Origin of the sequence: Limnobaculum xujianqingii (assembly GCF_013394855.1) — a bacterium.
GTDB lineage: Bacteria > Pseudomonadota > Gammaproteobacteria > Enterobacterales > Enterobacteriaceae > Limnobaculum > Limnobaculum xujianqingii.
On the sequence record NZ_JABMLK010000001.1, the window covers coordinates 31,214 to 56,600 of the forward strand.

Below are 25,387 nucleotides of genomic sequence, written 5' to 3' on the forward strand. Positions count from 1 at the left end.
ATACTTAAGGATATTAAAGGAGCTATTCAAGTATGAATACGAATGCCAGCTTATTGGTTAATTCAGGAAGTGGTGCCTCTCAGGTTGTTTCCATTGACTCAGGCAAACCTATTAAAATTAAAATCCAGCCCGGTAGTAAATATCTTCTTAAAAATAATGATAATAATTTTGCACCAGAGAACGTAACACTTTTACGTAATGGTGACGATTTGTGCATTATTCTGGAAGGTGATTCAACACCTGCTGTCATTATTGAAGATTATTATGTCTCCGGTAATAGCGAACCATTACTGGGGATGGCAGAGGATGGTCAGCTTTATGCCTATATGGTGACTGACGGTTCTGTATTGGGTGAAGGCTATCTGCTTGAAAATGGTGCATTCGCTCCGGCAGCATTGGGTGGAATGCCATTAGGTGATGGCGCCTATCTATTTGAAAATACTGATCATGATATGGGCCTGCTTGCTCTGTGGCCATGGTTCCTGGGCGCTGCGGCTGTGGCTGGTATTATCGGAAATGCTATTTATGAGCATAACAAGGATGATGACCATCATTCTGATCCTATTCCGGCTCCAACACCAAAAGTTGCGTCAATACCAACATTAGATGGAGCTATGGATGCGACCGGCAGTATCACTGGCCCTATCGCTTATGGTTCTTCTACTGACGAAAAGAACCCAATTATTTATGGTACTGGCGATGCGGGTAATACCATCACCATTTATGACAATGGTCAGGTAATTGGTTCTGCTACTGTTGATGCTAATGGTCAGTGGAGCTTTAAGCCAGAAACTTCACTAAACGATGGTTCTCATAGCATTACAATTACTCAAACTAACTCAGACGGCTCTACAAGTAAGCAGTCTGACGATTTATCATTTATCGTTGATACTGTTGCTCCGACCAGACCGCTGTTTGGTGACATTATTGATAATGTTGGTCTGGTTACCGGTCCTATTGCTAATGGTGCGACCACCGATGATGCGCGCCCTGAAGTAACAGGTACCGGTGAAGCGGGCAACACGATTACTATTTATGTCAATGGTGTGGAAGCAGGTAAAGCGATTATCGATAGTACCGGGCACTGGACCTGGACACCGGAAACAGATTTAGCTGATGGTCATTATCAGCTAATTATTACTGAAACGGATAAAGCGGGTAACATTAGTCCACAATCGCCAACGTTTGACTTTAATGTGGATACTGCTGGTCCGGTTAAACCAGCCGTACCAGAAATTATTGATAATGAGGGCGATATTACGGGTCCGCTGAAGCCGGGCGATCAGACCGATGATACTACTCCAACCTTTAACGGCGGCGGTGAGCCAGGTGACACCATCATCATCAAAGATGGTGATGACATTATTGGTTCAACCGTGGTTGATGATGATGGTAAGTGGGACTGGACGCCAACCGATCCACTACCGGATGGCCCACACGATATTACTATTATTGAAGTTGATCCTGATGGTAAAGAAAGCGAACCATCCGATCCAATCAATATTATTATTGATACTATTCCACCGACTAAACCTGTTGTACCAGAGGTCATTGATAATGTGGGAGATATTACTGGTCCGCTGAAGCCAGGCGATCAGACCGATGACTCTACTCCAACCTTTAACGGTGGTGGTGAACCGGGTGATACCATCATTATCAAAGACGGTGATGACATTATTGGTTCAACCGTGGTTAATGATGACGGTGAGTGGGCGTGGACTCCGACCGAGCCACTGCCAGATGGGCCACACGATATTACCATTATTGAAGTTGATCCTGCTGGCAACGAGAGTGAGCCATCCGATCCGATCAATATTATTATTGATACTATTCCACCAACGACACCAATAGCTCCAACCATTAATGACAACGTAGGTGATAAAACCAGCGCTATTAATCCGGGCGACCAGACTGATGATACTAAACCGGAATTCAGCGGTGAAGGTGAACCAGGCGACGTGATTAAGATCATCGATAATGGCGAAGTGATTGGTTCAGTCACCATTGGTGACGACGGCAAGTGGGACTGGACGCCGGAAGAACCGATGGCGGAAGGTGACCACAGCATTACTATTATCGAAGTCGATCCGGCAGGCAATGAAAGTACGCCGACCGCTCCAATCGAATTTGAAATTGATATCACTCCACCGGTAAAACCGGAAGTACCAACTGCCACCGATAATACTGGTGATAAAACCGGCGCCATTAATCCTGGCGATCAGACTGACGAAACCAAACCGGAATTCAACGGTGAAGGTACGCCAGGCGACACCATCATCATCAAAGATGGTGATGAAATCATCGGTTCAGTAGTTATTCCTGAAGACGGTAAGTGGGACTGGACGCCGGAAGAATCACTGGCAGACGGTGACCACAGCATTACTATTATTGAAGTTGATCCGGCAGGTAACGAGAGTGAGCCATCCGATCCGATTGAGTTTGTGGTGGATACCACGGCACCGGATGCACCGACCAGCCCAACCATTACCGATAATACCGGTGATAAAACCGGCGCCATCAATCCGGGCGATCAGACTGATGAAACCAAACCGGAATTCAGCGGCGAAGGTGAACCGGGCGATGTGATTAACATCATCGATAACGGTGAAGTGATTGGCTCAGTCACCATTGGTGATGACGGCAAGTGGGACTGGACGCCGGAAGAATCACTGGCAGACGGTGACCACAGCATTACCATCACCGAAACCGATCCGGCTGGCAACGAAAGCCAGCCATCTGCACCAATTGAGTTTGTGGTGGATACCACGGCACCGGATGCACCGGCCGTGCCGTCCATTATGGATAATACCGGTGATAAAACCGGGGCCATCAATCCGGGTGACCAGACCGATGAAACCAAACCGGAATTCAGCGGTGAAGGTGAACCGGGCGACGTGATTAAGATCATCGATAACGGCGAAGTGATTGGCTCAGTCACCATTGGTGATGACGGCAAGTGGGACTGGACGCCGGAAGAATCACTGGCGGAAGGGGATCACAGCATCACCATCACTGAAACCGATCCGGCTGGCAACGAAAGTGTGCCATCCGCACCAATTGAGTTTGTGGTGGATACCACGGCACCGGATGCACCGACCAGTCCAACCATTACCGATAATACCGGCGCCAAAACCGGCGCCATTAATCCGGGCGACCAGACCGACGAAACCAAACCGGAATTCAGCGGTGAAGGCGAACCGGGCGACGTGATTAACATCATCGATAACGGTGAAGTGATTGGCTCAGTCACCATTGGTGACGACGGTAAGTGGGACTGGACGCCGGAAGAATCACTGGCGGAAGGGGATCACAGCATTACCATCACTGAAACCGATCCGGCAGGCAACGAAAGCCAGCCATCTGCACCAATTGAGTTTGTGGTGGATACCACGGCACCGGATGCACCGGCCGTGCCGTCCATTATGGATAATACCGGTGATAAAACCGGGGCCATCAATCCGGGCGACCAGACTGATGAAACCAAACCGGAATTCAGCGGCGAAGGCGAACCGGGCGATGTGATTAACATCATCGATAATGGTGAAGTGATTGGTTCAGTCACCATTGGTGATGACGGCAAGTGGGACTGGGTACCGGAAGAGCCACTGGCAGACGGTGACCACAGCATTACCATCACCGAAACCGATCCGGCAGGTAACGAAAGTGCGCCATCCGCGCCAATTGAGTTTGTGGTGGATACCACGGCACCGGATGCACCGGCAGTACCGTCCATTATGGATAATACCGGTGATAAAACCGGGGCCATCAATCCGGGCGACCAGACCGATGAAACTAAACCGGAATTCAGCGGTGAAGGCGAACCGGGCGACGTGATTAACATCATCGATAACGGTGAAGTGATTGGCTCAGTCACCATTGGTGATGATGGCAAGTGGGACTGGACGCCGGAAACTGAGTTGGCGGAAGGTGATCACAGCATTACCATCACCGAAACCGATCCGGCGGGTAATGAAAGCCAGCCATCCACACCAATTGAGTTTGTAGTGGATACCACGGCACCGGATGTACCGGTAGTGCCGTCCATTATGGATAATACCGGTGATAAAACCGGCCCTATTAATGCCGGGGATTCTACTGACGAGACTAAACCGGAATTCAGCGGAGAAGGTACCGCGGGCGACGTTATCAAGATTATTGATAATGGTACGGTGATTGGTTCCACCACCATCGGTGAAGATGGTAAGTGGGACTGGACGCCAGAAACCGCCTTACCAGAAGGTCCGCACAGTATTACCATCACCGAAACCGACCCGGCAGGTAATGAAAGTGCACCAACGGCACCAATTGCATTTGACGTAGACACCACAGCACCAGCTACTCCGGCAGTACCGGCCATTATGGATAATACCGGTGATAAAACCGGCCCTATTAATGCCGGGGATTCTACTGACGAAACCAAACCGGAGTTCAGCGGAGAAGGTACCGCGGGCGACGTTATCAAGATTATTGATAATGGTACGGTGATTGGTTCCACCACCATCGGTGAAGATGGTAAGTGGGACTGGACGCCGGAAACCGCCTTACCAGAAGGTCCGCACAGTATTACCATCACCGAAACCGACCCGGCAGGTAATGAAAGTGCACCAACGGCACCAATTGCATTTGACGTAGACACCACAGCACCAGCTACTCCGGCAGTACCGGCCATTATGGATAATACCGGTGATAAAACCGGCCCTATTAATGCCGGGGATTCTACTGACGAAACCAAACCGGAGTTCAGCGGAGAAGGTACCGAGGGCGACGTTATCAAGATCATTGATAACGGCACGGTGATTGGTTCCACCACCATTGGTGAAGATGGCAAGTGGGACTGGACGCCGGAAACGGCGTTACCGGAAGGTCCACACAGTATCACCATTACCGAAACCGATCCGGCAGGTAATGAAAGTGCACCAACGGCACCAATTGCATTTGACGTAGACACCACCGCTCCGGCTACTCCGGCTGTTCCGGTGATCACCGATAATACTGGCAGTGTTACTGGTCCAATCAATGCGGGTGACTATACTGACGAAACCAAACCGGAATTCAGCGGTGAAGGTACGGCGGGTGATGTTATCAAGATCATTGATAACGGTGCGGTAATTGGTTCCACCACCATTGGTGAAGATGGCAAGTGGGACTGGACGCCGGAAACGGCGTTACCGGAAGGTCCACACAGTATTACCATTACTGAAACCGATCCGGCTGGCAATGAAAGCGCGCCAACTGCGCCAGTTGCGTTTGACGTGGATACTACTGCACCAGCTAAGCCTGAAATCGGATCTATCACCGATAATACCGGCAGCATAACGGGTGAAATTAAACCGGATGGTGTAACCGACGAAACCAAACCTGAATTTAAAGGCGACGCTGAACCAGGCAGTACTATTACCGTTAAAGATGGCGATAATGTGATTGGTTCTGTGGTTGTCGGTGATGATGGTAAGTGGTCATTTACACCGGATACTCCGTTAGCTGAAGGCGAACACAGTATTACGATTACTGAAACCGACAAAGCAGGTAACACCAGTGTGCCATCTGACGCGGTTAAGTTTGAGGTAGATACCACAGCACCAAATAAACCTGCGATAGATTCAGTTATCGATAATGAAGGCTTGATTACCGGCCCTATTGTTAACGGTGGTCAAACTGACGATACGACTCCAACCTTCTCCGGCGAAGGTGCACCGGGCGATGTCATCAAGTTTACTGACAATGGCAAAGTTATTGGTAGTGTAACTGTTGATGAAAACGGTAGCTGGACATTTACACCAGAAACCGCATTGGTTGAAGGCGACCATAGTATTACCATTACTGAAACCGATCCGGCTGGTAATGAGAGTGAAGCATCTACACCGTTTGAGTTTAAAGTAGATACTACTGCACCGAATCAAGCCAATCTGGCTATTACCAGTGTTAACGATAACGTTGGTGAAATCACGGGTAATATCACGAATGGTGGTTCAACCGATGATGCCAGCCCAACCATTAGTGGTACTGGTACTAAAGGCGACACCATTATTGTGTACGCAAAAGATGGTACAGGTAACCACGAAATTGGCCGCGCTACTGTAGGTGATGATGGTAAATGGAGCATGGATCCAACGACGCCATTACTGCCTGGTAGCAACGTATTAACCGCGGTTGAAATGGATCCGGCAGGTAATGCAACTGAACCAAGCGCTTCTTATACCATTACGCTGGATATCTCTAAGCCAACAGAGCCAGTCATTGTTAACGTACTGGATGATGCCGGCCCTATTACTGGCGCATTGCAAAAAGGTGATGTGACAGACGATAACAAGCCAATTATTACCGGCACGGCAGAAGCGGGTTATACCGTACGTGTTTATGATGGAGCAACATTATTAGGTTCTGTTACTACTGATAGTAAAGGTGTATGGACATTTACGCCAACCACCGCTTTAGCTGATGGTCAACACAATATTACCGCTACAGCGACCAGCACTATTGGCCAAACCAGTAAGCCAACCGGTATCTTCAACTTTGAAGTAGATACCAAGGCACCACTGGCGGCAGATAGCTTGAAGATCACCGACGATGTAGGTGCTTATCAGGGGCCGCTGAAAGATGGCGATACTACTGATGATGCAACCCCGACCTTCAGCGGTAAGGCAGAAGCGAACAGTACCGTAACTATCTATAACGGTGAGGACATACTTGGTACGGCGAAAGTTGATGCCAACGGTAACTGGTCATTTACACCAAATACGGCACTGGCAGACGGCGACTATGCATTCAGCACCGTTGTGACGGATAAAGCTGGTAACTCAAGTCCTGCAACACCAGACGTTCATATTTCTATTGATACCAGCAATGTAGTAATCAGCATTACTCACCTGGTAGACGATGTGGGCGCGATCACTGGTGATATTACTCCAAATGGCGTAACCGACGATACTAAACCAGAAATTATTGGTACCGGTAAAGCTGGTAGTACCGTTAAGATTTATGATGGTCTGGTTAAGCTAGGTGAAACAACGGTTAAGGCCAATGGCACCTGGAGCTTTACACCAACAACTGCCTTAATTGAAGGTAAACATAGTATCACAGCAACGGCAACAGATAAGGCGGGCAACACTAGTCCGGCAACGTCTGCGTTTGAATTTACTGTTGATACTTCCGCACCATCTATTCCAACCATTGATTCAGCAAAAGACGATGTGGGTACCATTCAGGGATTACTACCTAGCGGTGGTTTGACGGATGACTCCACGCCAACGCTGATTGGTAAAGCAGAGAAAGGCAGTATTGTCACCGTGTATGACGGAAGCGCAGTTCTGGGCTCTGCAATTGCGGATAGCAATGGTGACTGGAACTTTACGCCGGCTACACCAATTCTGGAGGGGGAACATAAGTTCCACGTCACGGCAACGGATGCGGCCGGTAATGTAAGCCAGCCATCGGTTGACTTTGTGCTGACTACTGACTACAGCGCACCGGATGCCAGCAAACTGGCTATTACCGGGGTGGACGATCAGGTCGGTGGACTGACCGGTAACGTGGTGTCCGGTGGCCAGACTGATGACAGTCGTCCGACCATCAGTGGTACCGGAACTAAGGGCGACCTGGTAACGGTATACAGCAAAGACAGTACTGGTAACCATGTGATTGGTTCGGCGATAGTGGATGCGAACGGCAAGTGGTCCATGCAACCGGCTTCACCATTGCTGGGTGGCTTAAACGAGCTGACCGCAGTGGAATCAGATCCGGTAGGTAACACCACCAGCCCGAGTACGGCTTACAGCATTACGTTGTTAACCAGTGGTCCGGCGGTCCCGGTGATTGTCAGCGTGGTGGATGATGTAGGTATCGTCACCGGTACGCTGCAAAAAGGCGAAGTGACCGATGACAGCAAACCAACTCTGAACGGTACGGCGGATAAAGGCAGCACCGTGAAAGTGTACGACGGCGCGACTCTGTTAGGCTCCGTCATTGCGAATACCGACGGAGAGTGGAGCTTTACGCCGGCGATAGCGCTGACAGACGGCACTCATAACCTGACGGCTACGGCTACCGATGCCATCGGCCAGACCAGTAAGCCAACGGGTATCTTCGATATCATCGTGGACACCACCGCTCCGGGCAAGGTAAGCAATCTGGTGGTGACGGATGATGTGGGAGCGGTCACCGGCCCACTGAAGAGCGGGGATATTACTGATGACAGTATGCCAACCTTCAGCGGTAAGGCGGAAGCCAACAGTAAAGTCACCATCTATGATGGCAGCACCGTAATTGGTACCGCCACGGCTAACGCCAGTGGTGACTGGGTCTTCACACCGGCCACCGTATTGCCGGATGGTTCACACGCGTTCACTATCACGGTAACGGATAAGGCGGGTAATGAGGGAGAGTCTACGGCCTTTAACCTGACCATTGATACATCCAGCGTGACCGTATCGATTACGGCGCTGATTGATGATGTGGGTACTGTTACTGGCAATATTGCTCAAAATGGCGTGACCGATGATACACGTCCGGAAATTACCGGTACGGGTAAGGAAGGTAGCACCATTAAGCTGTATGACGGTGCAATCTTATTGGGTAGCACCACGGTAGGCAGCGACGGTAAGTGGAGCTTTCCGCCAGTTGTAGATATGGGACAGGGAGCGCACAGTATTACCGCCACCGCTACCGATTTGACGGGTAACACCAGTCCGGCTACTTCAGCATTCGTGTTCAGCATTGATACAGTAGCACCATCAGTTCCGACTATTGATAAAGCTATTGATGATGTAGGCGCTATTCAGGGCGATCTGGCAAGCGGTGCGATGACCGATGACTCCACGCCAACGCTGGTCGGTAAGGCCGAAGCAGGTAGCCTGGTGAAAGTGTATGACGGCTCCGTCCTGCTGGGCTCAGTGACGGCGGCGGCAGATGGCAAGTGGTCCTATACGCCAACCACCGCCATTTCAGAAGGTGAGCACAAGTTCCATGTTACTGCCACCGATGCGGCCGGTAATGTCAGTGTCCCATCAGCGGACTTCGTGCTGACCACTGATTACACCGCACCGGATGCCAGTAAACTGGCTATTACCGGGGTGGACGATCAGGTAGGTGGACTGACCGGTAATGTGGTGTCTGGTGGTACTACAGACGACAGCCGTCCGACCATCAGCGGTACCGGTACTAAGGGCGACCTGGTAACGGTATACAGCAAAGACAGCTCCGGTAACCATGTGATTGGTTCCGCGGTGGTGGATGCGAACGGCAAATGGTCCATGCAGCCGGCTTCACCATTGCTGGGTGGCTTAAACGAGCTGACCGCAGTGGAATCGGATCTGGTCGGTAACACTACCAGTCCGAGTGCCGCGTATAACATCACCCTGTCAACCAGTGGTCCTGCGGCCCCGGTGATTGTCAGCGTGGTGGACGATGTGGGTATCGTCACCGGTACACTGCAAAAAGGTGATGTAACCGATGACAGCAAACCAACCCTGAACGGGACGGCAGACAAGAACAGCATCGTTAAGGTATATGACGGCGCGACTCTGTTAGGCTCGGTTGTGGCAGATAGTCAGGGTGAGTGGAGCTTTACGCCGGCAACAGCGCTGACGGATGGCACGCATAACCTGACGGCTACGGCTACCGATACCATCGGCCAAACCAGTAAGCCAACAGGTATCTTCGATATCATCGTGGACACCACGGCTCCGGGCAAGGTAAGCAATCTGGTGGTGACGGATGACGTGGGAGCAGTAACTGGTCCACTGACCAGCGGTGCTACCACAGATGACGCCACGCCAACCTTCAGCGGTAAGGCAGAAGCCAACAGTAAAGTCACCATCTATGATGGCAGCACAGTGATTGGTACCGCTACGGCTAACGCAACTGGTGACTGGGTCTTCACACCGGCCACGGCGCTGCCGGAGGGTTCTCATTCATTCACTATCACGGCAACAGATAAGGCAGGTAATGAAGGTGAGGCCACGGCCTTTAACCTGATCATTGACACTTCAACCGTGACCGTGTCCATTACGGCACTGATTGATGATGTAGGCACCATCACCGGTAATATTGCCCAGAATGGTGTGACCGATGATACCAAACCGGAAATTACCGGTAAGGGTAAGGAAGGTAGCACTATTAAGGTGTATGACGGTGCGACCCTGTTAGGTAGTACCACCGTGGATAGCAGCGGCAAGTGGAGCTTTACACCGGCCACGGCACTGACTAATGGTGAACACAGTATTACTGCCACCGCTACCGATTTGACGGGTAACACCAGTCCGGCTACTTCAGCATTCGTGTTCAGCATTGATACTGTGGCACCGTCTGTTCCGACTATTGATAAAGCTATTGATGACGTAGGCGCTATTCAGGGCGATTTGGCAAGCGGGGCGATGACCGATGACTCCACGCCAACACTGGTTGGTAAGGCTGAAGCTGGCAGTCTGGTTATTATCTATGATGGCAGTGTGGCGCTGGGCTCGGTAATGACGGCGGCGGACGGCAAGTGGTCCTACACGCCATCCACTGCAATTTCAGAAGGTGAGCATAAGTTCCACGTGACCGCTACCGATAAGGCGGGCAACGCCAGCCTGCCATCCGCAGACTTCGTACTGACCACTGACTACACCGCACCGGATGCCAGCAAGCTGGCTATCACCGGGGTGAATGATGCGGTAGGTGAAATCACCGGCAACGTCACTTCCGGCGGCACTACCGACGATACCCGTCCGACCATCAGCGGTACCGGCACCAAGGGCGATCTGATCACCGTGTACAGTGAAGACGGCGCCAGCAAGCATGTGATTGGTACGGCAATAGTGGATGCGAACGGTAAGTGGTCATTACAACCGGCGTCTCCGCTGATGGATGGTGAGAATAAACTGACGGCAGTGGAATCGGATGCGGTGGGCAATGCCACCAGCCCGAGTGCAGCTTACACCATTACCGTGACGACCAGTGGACCGGCTGCACCGGTGATTGTGACCGTGGTGGACGATGTGGGAACCGTGACCGGCACGCTGCAAAAAGGTGACGTGACCGATGACAGCAAACCGACTCTGAACGGGACGGCAGATAAGGGCTGTACGGTGAAAGTGTATGACGGCGCGACCCTGCTGGGCAGCACTACGGCAGACAGCGACGGCAAGTGGACCTTTACCCCGACCACGGCACTGACAGACGGCACCCATAACCTGACGGCCACGGCGACTGACACCATCGGTCAGACCAGCCCGTCAACGGGTATCTTCAATATTATTGTGGATACCACGGCACCGGGTAAGGTGAGCAATCTGGTGGTGACGGATGATGTGGGCACGGTCACCGGCCCGCTGAGCAGCGGTGCTACCACTGATGACGCCACGCCAACCTTCAGCGGTAAGGCGGAAGCCAACAGTAAGATCACCATTTATGACGGCAGCACAGTGGTAGGCACCGCCACCACCAATGCCAGCGGTGACTGGACATTCACACCGGCAGCTGAGCTGGATGACGGCGCACATGCATTTACCATCACCGCCACCGATAAGGCGGGCAATGAGGGTGAGGCGACCGCCTTTAATCTGACCATTGATACTTCAACCGTGACCGTATCGATTACGGCGCTGATTGACGACGTAGGAGCCATCACGGGCAATATTGCCCAGAATGGCGTGACCGACGATACCAAACCGGAAATCACCGGTAAGGGTAAAGAAGGCAGCGTGGTGAAAGTGTACGACGGCGCCACTCTGCTGGGCAGCGCGACGGTGGGCAGCGACGGTAAGTGGACGTTTACCCCGGCGACAGCACTGGCGGAAGGCGAGCACAGCATCACCGCCACGGCGACGGATAAGGCGGGTAATACCAGCCCGGCCACCTCGGCGTTCGTGTTTACCGTGGATATCACGGCACCAACAGTACCGACCATTGAGAAGGCGGTTGATGATGTGGGCACTATCCAGGGCGACCTGGCAAGCGGGGCACTGACGGATGACTCCACGCCGACGCTGGTTGGTAAGGCGGAAGCGAACAGTGTGGTGATGGTATATGACGGTTCAGTACTTCTGGGCTCAGTGACGGCAGCGGCGGACGGTAAATGGTCCTACACGCCAACCACGGCGATTTCGGAAGGAGAGCACAAGTTCCACGTGACCGCTACCGATAAGGCGGGCAACATCAGCCTGCCATCAGCGGACTTCGTACTGACCACTGATTACACGGCACCGGACTTCAGCAAGCTGGCTATCACTGGGGTGAATGATGCAGTAGGAGTAGTCACTGGCAATGTGACCTCCGGCGGTACCACTGACGATAATCGCCCAACTATCAGTGGTACTGGTACTAAGGGTGACATTATTACCGTGTCTACTGAAGACAGTACCGGTAAACATGTGATTGGCAGCACTATCGTCGATGCTGACGGTAAGTGGAGCCTGCAACCTGCAACGGCATTGAATTCAGGTGAGAATAAATTCACTGCGGTTGAATCGGATCCGGTAGGTAATGCGACCAGTCCAAGTGCACCATATACCGTTACATTGGTTACTGATGTACCAAATGCACCTGTGATTGAGAAAGCTGTAGATGATGTGGGTTCTGTCACCGGAGATATCACTAAAGGTGGTGTAACCGATGATAATAAACCGGCCATCTCTGGTACGGCTGCGGCTAACGGCACAGTTACTATCTATGATAACGATGTGAAGATTGGTACCGCTAAGGTAGATGCTGACGGTAAGTGGACGTTCACTCCGACAACAGCACTGTCTGAAGGCGCGCATACAATCACTGCAGATGTTACTACTACGGTAGGCCAGGTCAGCGGTAAGAGCGATATCTTTAACTTTAGTGTTGATACTATCGCACCTTCGGCGGTGACCAATTTGGTGATCACCGATGATGTAGGCTCTTCTCAAGGCCCACTGAAGAATAATGATACTACCGATGATAATAAGCCAACCTTTACTGGTGATGCGGAAACCAACGGTATTGTCACTATTTATAATGATGGTACTGCTATTGGCTCAACTACTGCGGGTGCAGACGGTAAGTGGTCATTCACTCCTGCTACAGCATGGGAAGATGGTGATTACAAATTTACCACTACAGTGACGGATAAAGCAGGTAACACAGGCGTAGCAACGCCAGTAGTGAATATCACCATTGATACCAAGGCAGTTACAATTAGCATTACTGAACTGCTGGATAATGTGGGCACTATCACTGGCCCTATTACGGCAAATGGTGTAACTGACGATACCACGCCAGAAATTATTGGTACCGGTAAGTCAGGCAGCATTATCAAGGTGTATGACGGTGTTACTTTGTTAGGTTCAACTACTGTTGATACCAATGGTGACTGGACATTTACACCAACTGCATTGTCTCAGGGCGATCACAGTATTACTGCGACCGCCACCGATAAAGCAGGTACAACAAGTGCTCCTACAAGTGCGTTTAAGTTTACCGTTGACAATGTGCCTCCAGCTAAACCGACGATTGAATCAGCTGAAGATAATGTGGGCTCTATTACTGGTCCTCTGGCCAGTGGAGCTTCTACAGATGATCCAACGCCAACGCTGACGGGTAAGGCCGAAAAAGGTAGTACTGTTAGTGTGTATGACGGTGAGACCTTGCTGGGTACAGCGATCGCAAATAATGACGGTGAATGGACTTTCACTACCGCAACGATGTCCGAAGCAACACACACGTTCCATATTACGGCGACCGATACGGCAGGTAACCTCAGTCCGAAATCAGATAATTTTGTGCTGACTATGGACTTTACTAAACCTGATATCAGCAAGTTAGCTATTACTGGTGTGAACGATCAGGTTGGTATTGTCACGGGGAATGTGGCGTCTGGCGGAACTACCGATGATAAGCGTCCAACCATTAGTGGTACGGGTACTAAGGGTGACGTTATTACAGTATCTACGACTGACAGTACTGGTAAACATGTGATTGGTAGTACTACCGTTGGTGATGATGGTAAGTGGAGCATGAAACCAGCAGCCGATCTGGCTGAGGGTGAAAACAAGTTTACCGCCGTGGAAACGGATTCCGTGGGCAATTCAACCGACCCAAGTACTCCGTATATCATTACCTTAGACACCTATGTCTCAGATGCGAAGATCGCGATTACAGCAATTACTGATGATACTGGCACCTCCAGTACTGACTTTATCACCAACGATAATACGTTGTTGATTAGCGGTACTCTGGATAAGGCTCTGCAATCTGATGAGACCGTAGAAGTAAGTCTGGATAACGGTACGACCTGGACACGTGCAGCAACCATAACAGCTACAAGCTGGACTGTTGATCTGCAAAGTAAGGTACTGGCTGATGGTGACTACACTATCAAAGCCCGCGTGGTGGATACTGCCGGTAATATTGGTAGCACTGACTCTCATGCACTGACTATTCTCACAGAAGGTCGTGATATGGAAGGTCTGAGTACTACCGCGAAGATCACCACCGATACCAGCAATGGTTTAGTGGCTGGTGACTTGTTCAGCCACAGTGCAACACTGACTAACACCGATATGGTCACCCGTGACCGTCACGTGACGGTCACGGGTACCCTGAGTGCGGCGCTGCTAGCTGGTGAAAAACTACAGATTTCACTGGATGATGGTGCAACCTGGAAGTCGCTCACTATGAGCGGAAATAACTGGAGCTATGTATTACCTGAAGTTTCAGCGGACACTACCTATAAGTTCAAGCTGCAGGTAGTAGATAATGCGGGCAATACCGGTAGAAACACTACATTCGATGATGTCTACAAGGTAGTGATCGATCTGACAGTACCGAATGCGCTTGAAACTGCTCCGGATATTGCTACGCATGTTAGCACTAAAGACTCGTTCACCTTCGACAGCAGCCGTTATGGTGCGGTAGAAGCAGGGACCATTGTAGCGCTGGTCAGCGATGAAAATGGTAACGGTAACTACCAGGAGGGGCTGGATCAGGTGCTGGGCTTTGCTACGGCGAATGCGGACGGTTCCTGGAGTCTGACGACTAAGCTGCCAGCAGGAGCACACAACCTGGCATTTATGGTATGGGATGCGGCGGGTAACCATTCAAGCATGGGTGCTTCTACTAGCGTAGGGGTAACTGACGGTGAAGGTAGTTTGTTAGTTACGCAGACGTGGGGAGGAACTACTGATGGCGAGGGTCTTGGCCTTAACTCGGCAGCAGTAACCATTAGTCAAAATGGTTCATGGTCGTTCTTCCAGAGCGTACGTGGTACTTCCGGTAGTAACACTGCTAACGCCGGTCGCGTATATACCGCTACCGATCGTGAAACTTATGAGTCTACCTATCTGGCTCAGCCGTCCACTTCTAACGGTGCCGCTTATAACCTTGATAGTTCAGCTTATGGCCGTTATGTGAACTCTGCAGTGTTTGCGGATATTAACCGCGATGGTTACACCGATGTAATGTCGCAAATCAGTGCATACCAGAACGATGGTCGAACTGCTTACTGGATGCAAAATGCCGATGGCACCTTCTCACCGAAGGTGGTGAATCAGGGAACGCTGAATCACCTGGGAGGTGTGATCGCCTATGACCGTGAAGGTGATGGTTATCTGGACTTCGTTCTGGCTGACTCTGAGTCAGACTCCATCTCATTCCTTAAGAATGCTAATGGCGTACTGTCTTACGAGCAGGCATCTGGTTTCCCTGCAGGCCATCCGGGAGGCGCTATTCCATCGGCGCTGAGTATCATGCATGAAGTAGGTGCGGTGGATATCGATAACAACGGTACTGTGGATATTACTGCGCACATTGACTACAACGGCGCAGGTAGTTATGTCGGTAACGCTTCTCGTGGCTTTGGTATTCTGTATAACCAGACGACTGGCACATCGAAGACTAACTTTGGCAGTGTCAGTTACTATGCCAACGTGTTCAGAGATGACGGCCATGTAGATTATGGCAACCTGTCTATCTCCATGACCTATGCCGACTACAATGGCGATGGCTGGCTGGATCTGTTCCTGAGCCGCGGTTCGAAGAGCGGTTCTAACAGTAATGAAAGCCGTATTTATCTGAACGATGGTACAGGTAAATTGTTGGCGACGGATGGTGCAGCCCTATGGTTTGGTGACACTCTGGATGGCGGGACATCACTGGCTGTGGACTGGAACCATGACGGTAAGGTAGACATTATCGAAGTTCCACGCTCCGATGTGGCTGGTAGCCCTATGTTGTATACCAACACAGGTACTAATACCTGGGGCACGAATGCCGTCAAACTGACCAGCCAGACGTTCAACAACCTTACCGGTGCGGTGGCTCTGGACTACGACTGGGATGGTTCGATGGACCTGGTGTTGTATCGTTCCGGCAGTGATGGTGACGTGGTTTCTAAGGTCGATTCCGCCCCGACGTTGTTGGTGAAAAATACCAATATCGCAGCAGATGGTACCAGCCTGCAGATCCGTATTGTTGACGGTAACGGCATCAATACCTTCTACAGTAATACCGTTAAGTTATATAACTCTGCCGGTGTTTGTGTGGCGACACAGTTAATTAACCCGCAAGCGTCTGGTTCCAGCAACAGTATGGGCCTGGTCAGCTTCTTCGGATTAGATCCTAATGAAGTGTATTCGGTACAAATGCTACGTATTACTAACGGCGTAGTAGACCATGTGGGAGCGACTTCCAGTATCGGCGGTTATACCAACAATACCGTTAATGTTAACTGGGGTGGGTTGACTACTAGTAAATCACATGATGCTTATGTCTTGACGGCTGAAAGCACGGATGCTGTCAACAATACCACAGGGGCTGGGGGTATTATCGGTACCGGTTATAACGATACCTTCTTCGGCTCCGCCGGGGATGATACCTACACTGGTGGTGGTGGCTGGAACTTGATCATGAGTGGTCAGCAAGTCTGGAGTGAAACGGCAGGTCTGGATATTGTTGACTACAGCCGTTCTGCTTCCGCTATTACGGCCAACCTGGCTACCGGTATTGCAACCGGTCAGGGTAATGACAAATTGGTCAGCATCGAAGGTCTGATTGGTTCTGCTCAGGGTGATACTTTCACGGATAACGCCGCCAATAACCTGTTCGAAGGTCGCGGTGGCAATGACTCTTTCTATCTGACAAATGGTGGTAACGATGTACTGATGTACAAAGTGTTGCCAGGTAAGAGTAGTGATGCAACTGGTGGTAACGGTCATGACACGGTATATGGTTTCACCGTGGGTAACCTGCTGACCAATGCCAATGCCAATGCCAATGCTGATCTGATCGATCTGAGCGATCTGCTGGATTACTCCGGTCCGTTATCCTGCTTTATGGATGAAGGCAAGATGACGCTGGACTTTGCTTCTCAGGGTATCTTGAAATTCCTGAAAGTTGAGCAGTCAGGTAGCGACACTATCATCAGTATTGACCGTGATGGTACAGGCGGTGCGTATGGCTTCCAGGAACTGATAACGCTGAAAGGGGTAAGTACCGATCTGGTGACATTACTGTCTAACAATCAGATAGAAGTCGGTGATGACAGCCTGATGCATAAGGCTGCTGGTACACAAACGCTGTTATCGACAACACATGAGTCATTGTTATCGATTTCTCAAATGTTTACCGCCGGTGATGACATTCTGTTCGGAACGGATAAGGCAGACATCCTGATGGGTGGTCTGGGCAATGATACCTTTATCCACATCGGCACAGGGGATCAGGTCATGGGTGGCGCGGGTAACGATGTTATCAAGCTGGCCTCAACAGACTTCGACTTTATTTCTGGTGATGAAGGTATTGATACCTTAATTCTGGAAGGCAAAAACGAGCTGTTAGATCTGGGAGCGTTGAAAGACAAGCTGGAATCAATCGAGATATTCGACATGGGTGATGGTAACAACACCATGAAGGTTTCTCTGGATGATGTTCTGCGTCTGGGTTCAGAAGAACTGGCAATTAAGAGTGGTGATAAAGCGATTATTGTTAATGGTGAAGAGGGCAGCACCCTGCAGTTAGAAAGTGGTGATGGCCAATGGACCATGTCGCAAAGCAATTACCAACATGACGGTAATACTTATAACGTCTGGACTGTTAGTACCTCAGGTATTGAAGTCCTGGTCGAGAATACAGTGAACCCGATCATTATGTAATTGAGTGACTGAAGCGACCGTCAGTATTGGCGGTCGCCTTCAGGACACACTGTTTGATTTACCAGTAACGAAATAACTCAGGAGTAAATATGTTTAGGGAAAATAAGAGGTCTGAAGTGAATAAACTGTCAGCATGGTTACATACATCTGCAATTGGGGTGATTCCGGCATTGTTGGCTTTCAACGTCGCGGCCAAAGATATGTCTGGCAATGATGTTATGGAAATTAATCCGGTGAATGATGCGGAAGATACCTCAGTGGTAATCACGCCAGGACCGGCAGTAACCATGACTCATACCGGTACGCAGTATGTACCAGTAGGCCGTATTAGTGACTCATTGTCTCAGGTAGTTTTTTATAATCCTAAGAAAGCGGGTGATAACACTACAGGCGTTGCCAATATCTATGTGGATCGTGAATTTCAGGGAGCATTGAAGAGCGGCGAGTTTAGTGTGTTCTGTGTAGAACCGGGTAAACATACTATTGAAGCCTATCAGAATGATGCGCCTAACTACGCTAACAAAGCTGTACCAAGAACCATGGCTAAATTGGTTGGCGGGAAAACTTACTTTGTTGAAACGAACTCAGACCAAAGTGTGGGTACGCCAGTATCAGTAAACCGTACTCAGGCTGAAAATCAACTGTTTGGTTATAACAGTAGTGCCACCATTAACCGCGCTTCAGCAGTGAAAGCCTGTGAATACGTAGGCGGTATGTCACAACTGGGTAACGTGTTGTTCAGCTTTGCCGGTCATAAGGTATCGGATGTTGAAACCGGCGGTAAAGAAATCGCTAAAAACATGGCTGACTATATCAAGGGGCAACCTCAGATTCAGCGTGTAGACATTGTTGGTCATGCGGACCCGGTAGGTAATGCAGCATTTAACCAGAAACTATCTGTGCAACGTGCAGAAACAGTTAAGAAAATGCTGATTTCTTATGGCGTCCCCGCCTCACTCTTGTTTACCAGTGGTGAAGGTGCCAATAATCCAACGGTAGATTGCAGTGATATGTCAGGTAAAGAACGTAATTTCTGTAACCGCGCTAATCGTCGTGTGGATGCGTTGATCCAGACAAACAGTAGCGCTGAATAATCGCATGTTGTAATCAGTAAACAGCCGGCCTGACTAACAGGCCGGTTAATGATACCGCCAGTGGGTTTACAGCAAGCCTGCTGACGGTATCAACCGTTCTGCAGCAAGAAAGTTGCTATACGTTATATTTAATGCAGCATGTAATTATTAATACAGGAATAACTATGAGTCAGGATTTTAATCCTAAAGCTGATGCCCAACAGGACAGTTTGCTATGGTCTGTCCAATGGTTAGCGTCTTATTACAATAAGCCGGCCAGTGCAGCAGTTTTGTATGCAGGATTGCCGAGAGAAAGGAAACTCACTCCCCAGTTAGCGTTACGTATGCTCGATCAGATAGGTATGGGAGTTGGCTGGGTTGAAAGAGACTTAAATCAGTTATTTTCTTATTTGTTTCCGGTAGCGATAACACGTAAAGATGGTACTCACTGTATTGTCACCGAACGAACGGGTAAAGGAGCAAATACCTCATATCGAGTCGTACTGCCGGAGAACGGTGGTGGGGAAGTGACACTTTCTGCCAACGCATTACAGGAGGTTTATTCCGGATTTGCCTTGTTATGTAACCCCAAACCAAAGTTGGATGAGCGCAGTAACGACTGTCTGCCAGAGCCAAACAAAGAAGGCCATTGGCTGTTTTCTACCTTATGGCGCTATCGCCACTATTTTGCCAGTGCGGCATTAGCTGCTCTGCTGGCAAACGTTCTGACGCTGGCTTCTACCTTTTTCACCATGAACGTTTACGATCGGGTGGTTCCAACTCAGGCCTATGTGACTTTATGGTCTTTAGCAATAGGTGTTGGTATAGCGATTATCTTTGAGTTTATCTCACGGTTGGTGAGGGCTCACTTAATTGATATTGCAGGTAAAAAAGCTGATTTGCTTCTGGGCACCATGTTGTTTCGTCAGGTGATGTCCATTCGTATGGAGAATAAACCGCAGTCATCGGGTTCTTTTGCCAACCAGTTACGTGAGTTTGAATCCGTTCGGGATTTCGTCACTTCAGCTACGCTATCAACGCTATCCGACCTGCCATTCTGTCTTTTGTTTCTATTTATTATTTATTTGGTTGCCGGGCCGCTAGCGCTGGTTACGTTGGGTGCGATCCCGGTCATTCTGATTGTCAGTATTTACATTCAGTGGCCATTGTCAAAAAACATGAAAGAAAATATGAGAGAAATTTCTCTCAAACAGGGATTGCTGATTGAAACCATTGATGGAATGGAATCTCTGAAAGCGGCTCGTGGTGAAGGCGTTATGCAAAAACGCTGGGAAGATTTCAGTGCATTAGCTGCTGCGTCTTCTATGAAATCAAAAGCGCTATCGAGCTTTATGACTACTTTCGTTTCTTTTGTTCAGCAACTGACAACTGTGGTGCTAGTGGTATGGGGTGTTTATCTGATTCATGCCGGTGAGTTAACCATGGGCTCAATGATCGGTGCGGTGATCCTGTCCGGGCGCACATTGTCGCCATTGGGTTCTGTGGTTGGTTTAGCGATTCATTTCCAGCAGGCTAAGGCGGCACTGGGCTCGCTGAACCAACTGATGAAAATGCCAAGAGAGCGGGATGAAAAAATTAACTACCTGTCAGCACCAAGTTTCACCGGCAATTTACGTTTAAGAAACGTTAACTTCAGCTATCCAAGCAGCAACATGATGATGGCAGCACCAGTGGTGCTACAGAAAATTAACTTCGCTATTCGCCAGGGTGAGCGGGTTGCTATTCTTGGCAGTATCGGCAGCGGTAAATCAACATTATTGAAAGTGATGGCGAGACTATTCCAGCCAAGCAATGGGCAATTGATGATTGATAATGTGGATGCGACTCAGGTGGATCCGGCGGACTGGCGTACCTCGGTGGGCTATGTGGGGCAAGACAGCCGGTTATTCTTTGGCACCTTGAGAGAAAACGTGGTTATCGGCAACCCATCGGCAACCACCGAAGAAATTCTGGCGGTAGCCCGTATGACAGGATTAGACAAAGTCGCTTCCCGTCACCCATTAGGTTTTGAAATGCCAATTGGTGAGATGGGACAGGGTATTTCAGGCGGTCAGAAACAGTTGGTCTCACTGGCCCGTTGTCTGTTGTTAAAGCCAAAAATCTTGTTGATGGACGAGCCTACCAGTTCCATGGATGCCATGACCGAACTGCAATTTATTCAGCAGCTAAAAGCGGCTGTTAGCGAACAAACGTTGATATTGGTGACACATCGTTTCTCTCTGCTGGAACTGGTCGATCGTCTGATTGTGCTGGATGAGGGCAAGGTCGTGGCTGATGGACCAAAAGAGGAAGTCATTGCTGCTCTAAAAGCCAATGGTAAAGCACAGTAGCGGGTAGTTTTCAGGCTGTTTCGGGCATCAAGTTATATAGAAATTAACGGAGCCGAAAGTGACAGATAGCAATAACGGTGTGGGGAAGCAGGTTCCATGACAGACAAAAAACCAAAAGTGAGTGGGGGATTACCTTCACCAACAGGCAAAGTGAAATCAGGTGATTTGCCTTATATGCGCGATCTACAGGAAGCGTTGATCGAACAAAAAACGCCGTTCAGTATGATCATGCTCTATTTAATTGCTGCCGTATTGGTAGTGGCTATTGTTTGGGCAAAATTTGCCCGGGTAGAAGAGGTCACTCTGGGAGAAGGACGAATTATTCCAGCCAGCCGTGAGCAGGTTATTCAGAGTCTGGAAGGTGGGATTCTGGAAGAACTGAATGTGCATGAAGGAGACATTGTAGAAAAAGGTCAGGTACTACTTAAAATTGACCCAACGCGGGTAGGTGCAGTGTACCGTGAAGGTGTTTCCAAAGTGATTGGTTTGAAAGCAGCTATTGCCCGGCTGCGTGCTGAGGCCTACGGTACTCCATTGGAATTCCCGCCAGATGTGATGGCAGTGCCGTCGGTAGTAAAAGATGAAACTCAGGCTTATAACGCCCGTAAACAAACGCTGGATGAGAGTGTTAAAACGCTGAAAACCAGTCTGCAATTGGCCCAGAGTGAGATTAATCTGTCTGAGCCACTGATGAAAAAAGGGCTGATGTCAGAAGTAGAACTATTAAGAATGCGCCGTCAGGCCAATGAATTTAGTCTGCAAATTGCCGAGAGACAAAACCGATTCCGTTCTGAAGCTAACGCCGAACTTACCAAGTTTGAAAGTGAACTGGCCCAGACCATTGAAAACGTAGCGGCGCGGGAGGATGTCATGAATCGCACCACCATTGTTGCACCGGTACGGGGTACGGTAAATAACATCAGGGTGACAACAGTTGGTGGGGTTATTCAACAGGGAGCGGAAATCATGGCGATTATTCCGCTGGAAGACCAGTTGTTGGTGGAGGCTAAAATTAAACCTTCCGATGTAGCGTTTTTACACCCGGGCCTTCGCGCAACGGTAAAAATTACCGCTTATGACTATTCCATTTATGGTGGACTCAGCGGCACGCTGGAGCATATCAGTCCGGATACCCTGAAAGATGAAGATAAAATGCGTCAGGGTCGTGGTGATAGTACCTATTACCGGGTGCTGGTACGTACTGATAAGGCGGCGTTGACGGCTAAGGATAAAGTCTTCCCTATTATGCCAGGGATGATAGCGACGGTAGAAATCAGAACAGGAGAAAAAACCATACTGGATTACATCCTGAAGCCTGTCTTGAAAGCCAGAGAAGCGTTCCGGGAACGGTAAGGTTATATTATGAAAATCAAACAACTTGCCCTGCTAACGTTATCGTTGTCAGTGTCTTTAACCACAGCGACATCAGCCCGGGTAGATGACAGCCTGATGCAGTCACTGCAGCCGGGTCGCCGGGCGGGGGTAGTTAACCCGCCACCACCGGCAATGAAAAAGTCTGTAGAGCCATCAGTAGTAGTGGAACAGGCCAGTTCATCAGAACCAGTAATTATTATGCCGACACCGGTTTCTGCCACTCCAGCTCGTTCAGTTCAGCCCGCAATCGAGGTGCCTCCGCCAGTGCCTCCGCCAGTGGCGGTTGCAACCATTGGTCGGGATGGTAAAGGGTGGGTAGCCGATCCACCAAAGGCTCAACCAACTATTCAACCGGAGCCAGTTAGCCACCCCTCACCCACAACGGCGACAGCCAGTCATGATAACCAGGTGCTGGAGCTGATGGACATTGATACGGTACAGGCTCCTGTGGAACCAGTAGTTAAAAGTGTTAATACACCGGTTATGGAACCCCAGCCAGTCAGTACAGTACAAAATGCGGTATCAACCGCGCCAATTACCACCGTTGGTCGTGATGGTAAGCAATGGCAGGTAACCAATACGCCAGTTAAGTCTGGTTCAGCAGTCGCTTCATCCCATGATTCTCAGGCGATAGAATTTGTTGCCATTGAAAATACAGAAAATGCACCAGAAAAGGCATCAGAAAAAGTAGAAAACACCCTATTGTCTAATGAACCGGAGCCAAAACGGAGTTCACAAAATCCGGCACCGGTTGTGGCAATGGCACCTGCATCTAAAATCGAAAGTCCGGTTGATGTGGCTTCGCAGAATATCAATCAGACGGTTACACCAACACCAGTAACAGTTTCTCCTCCGTCTACCGTTGCCAGTAAAGGTCATGATACAGAGCAGTTAAGTTTTACTGAGCTGGCATTGGAATCTAATGAGCCAATGACGGAATCTATGCCAATCGCATCTCAAGCGACGTCAGGTAGTTCAGTAACGACGTTGACCCGGCCTGCTATTCAACCAGCATCCGGCAAAAGTAAGACAGTACAAAATAATGATGTTGTGGATACCTCAGCAATGCCACCTAAGGCAGATCGAGGGGTTCAGCAGGATATTCTGAACTGGACAGTTACTGACACCTCATTGGCACCGGTGAGTACTACCAGCAGTGCTGATTTATATAAGTCAGCGCCAAAGCTTTCGTCTTCCGGTAGTAATAAAGCCTCGGTTGATTTTATTAAGAATACTGTACGTCAGGCTTTGGTATTTAGTCCTGAAATTCGTAATGCTGAAGCATCATCAACGGCATCCAGATATGACATTGATGAAATTAAAGGAAAGCGCTGGCCTCAAGTGAAAGTGGGTGCTAACTCGCCAATATCCAATTTTGGTGGGGGGAAAAGCGTTAATAACTCAACGGATGTCAGTGATACCAGTGGTTCGGTTTCTATGACTACCACGGTTTATGATTTTGGTAAAACCAGTAGCGGTATTCAGAGCGCAGAAGAAACCTCTAAGGCATCGCTGGAATTGGAAAAGCTGACCCGTAATCAGATCGCTTTCCAGACTATATCCGGTTTACTGGAACTGGATAAATATCAGAAAGATATCAAAGTTGCCAAGTTGTATCAGAGCCGAATGTCCGATCTGGTAAAAATGCTGTCGCAAATTACTGAAACGGATAAGGGCCGGGGAAGCGAATTGGTTCAGGCGCGTTCCAAACTGCTACAGGCTCAAACTAACGTTCAGCAGTTGGAAAGCAAATGGCGGGAAACCCAAATCAAAATGACCCGACTGGTTGGTCATGAAGTGGAGGTACCGGAAAACCTGAAGTGGGAAGGTTCCGATCTGTCTACTCAAACCATATTGACTGCGTTGGATCACCATCCGCAGATCCTTAAGGCGAAGGCAGAAGTGCAGGCCAGTTTGCACAAAGCTGATGCTATCAAGTCATCCAGCTATCCAAATATCAACTGGGTGGTATCTAAAAGCAGCGCCAAGGATATTAACGGTGATGAGCAAGCCTGGTATACCGGAGTAAACGTTGAGTGGGATCTGTTTACTGGTGGTTCAGCGTCGGCATCACAGCAGGCTGCCGTTCAACGGGCTCAGGCGACCCAAATGCAGTTTGAAACCACGGTGCTGGAGCTAAAGTACAAGATTCGCAGCATGATCCAGACCAAGGATTCCTCATTCGAACGGGCACAAGAGTATCGTAATTTATCAGCCGATACTGACAGGGTAAGAACCATGTTCTATGAGCAGTGGTATTACCTGGGTAAGCGTTCATTGCTGGATGTTCTTACTGCGGAAAACGATCATTTCAACAACCAAATTTCAGCCATTAACAATCAGTATGACGGTTATACCGCAAATGTCAGCATTATGTCGGAGTCATCTATGCTACTGAATTGGTTAGGAATGCCGGTTTATTAATCCGCTATTAAATCCAGAGCATAGCAGTCGTTATTGTATCAATAACGATTGTTATGCTGCATAGCGCCGC

5 protein-coding genes are annotated in these 25,387 nt (G+C 49.5%); all 5 read left to right on the plus strand.

Annotated elements, in window-relative coordinates:
- The first annotated feature begins 32 nt into the window (after window positions 1–32).
- The 5 genes from GOL65_RS00140 to GOL65_RS00160 all read left to right on the plus strand — a co-directional run bounded on the left by GOL65_RS00140 (window position 33) and on the right by GOL65_RS00160 (window position 25,317).
- Window positions 33–18,095 carry an Ig-like domain-containing protein gene (locus GOL65_RS00140; protein WP_179038087.1) on the plus strand — a complete coding sequence of 6,021 codons (18,063 nt, stop codon included), beginning with the start codon at window positions 33–35 and terminating at the stop codon, window positions 18,093–18,095.
- An 89-nt stretch (window positions 18,096–18,184) separates the two neighbouring features.
- Window positions 18,185–19,189, plus strand: coding sequence for an OmpA family protein (locus GOL65_RS00145; RefSeq protein WP_179038088.1), 1,005 nt, complete (start codon window positions 18,185–18,187; stop codon window positions 19,187–19,189).
- Between the two features lie 164 nt (window positions 19,190–19,353).
- Window positions 19,354–21,519: a type I secretion system permease/ATPase gene (locus GOL65_RS00150; protein ID WP_179038089.1), complete on the plus strand. Its 2,166-nt coding sequence runs from the start codon at window positions 19,354–19,356 to the stop codon at window positions 21,517–21,519.
- 96 nt (window positions 21,520–21,615) lie between these two features.
- Entirely contained in the window at window positions 21,616–22,872 is a 1,257-nt protein-coding gene (locus tag GOL65_RS00155; RefSeq protein WP_179038090.1) for an HlyD family type I secretion periplasmic adaptor subunit, read from the plus strand.
- A 9-nt stretch (window positions 22,873–22,881) separates the two neighbouring features.
- Window positions 22,882–25,317, plus strand: coding sequence for a TolC family protein (locus tag GOL65_RS00160; protein WP_179038091.1), 2,436 nt, complete (start codon window positions 22,882–22,884; stop codon window positions 25,315–25,317).
- Window positions 25,318–25,387: the final 70 nt, after the last annotated feature.

What these genes read in the sequence shown, in the direction of transcription:
- GOL65_RS00140 (WP_179038087.1), top strand. Translation starts at nt 33, where the DNA reads ATGAATACGAATGCCAGCTTATTGGTTAATTCAGGAAGTGGTGCCTCT.
- GOL65_RS00145 (WP_179038088.1), top strand. Translation starts at nt 18,185, where the DNA reads ATGTTTAGGGAAAATAAGAGGTCTGAAGTGAATAAACTGTCAGCATGG.
- GOL65_RS00150 (WP_179038089.1), top strand. Translation starts at nt 19,354, where the DNA reads ATGAGTCAGGATTTTAATCCTAAAGCTGATGCCCAACAGGACAGTTTG.
- GOL65_RS00155 (WP_179038090.1), top strand. Translation starts at nt 21,616, where the DNA reads ATGACAGACAAAAAACCAAAAGTGAGTGGGGGATTACCTTCACCAACA.
- GOL65_RS00160 (WP_179038091.1), top strand. Translation starts at nt 22,882, where the DNA reads ATGAAAATCAAACAACTTGCCCTGCTAACGTTATCGTTGTCAGTGTCT.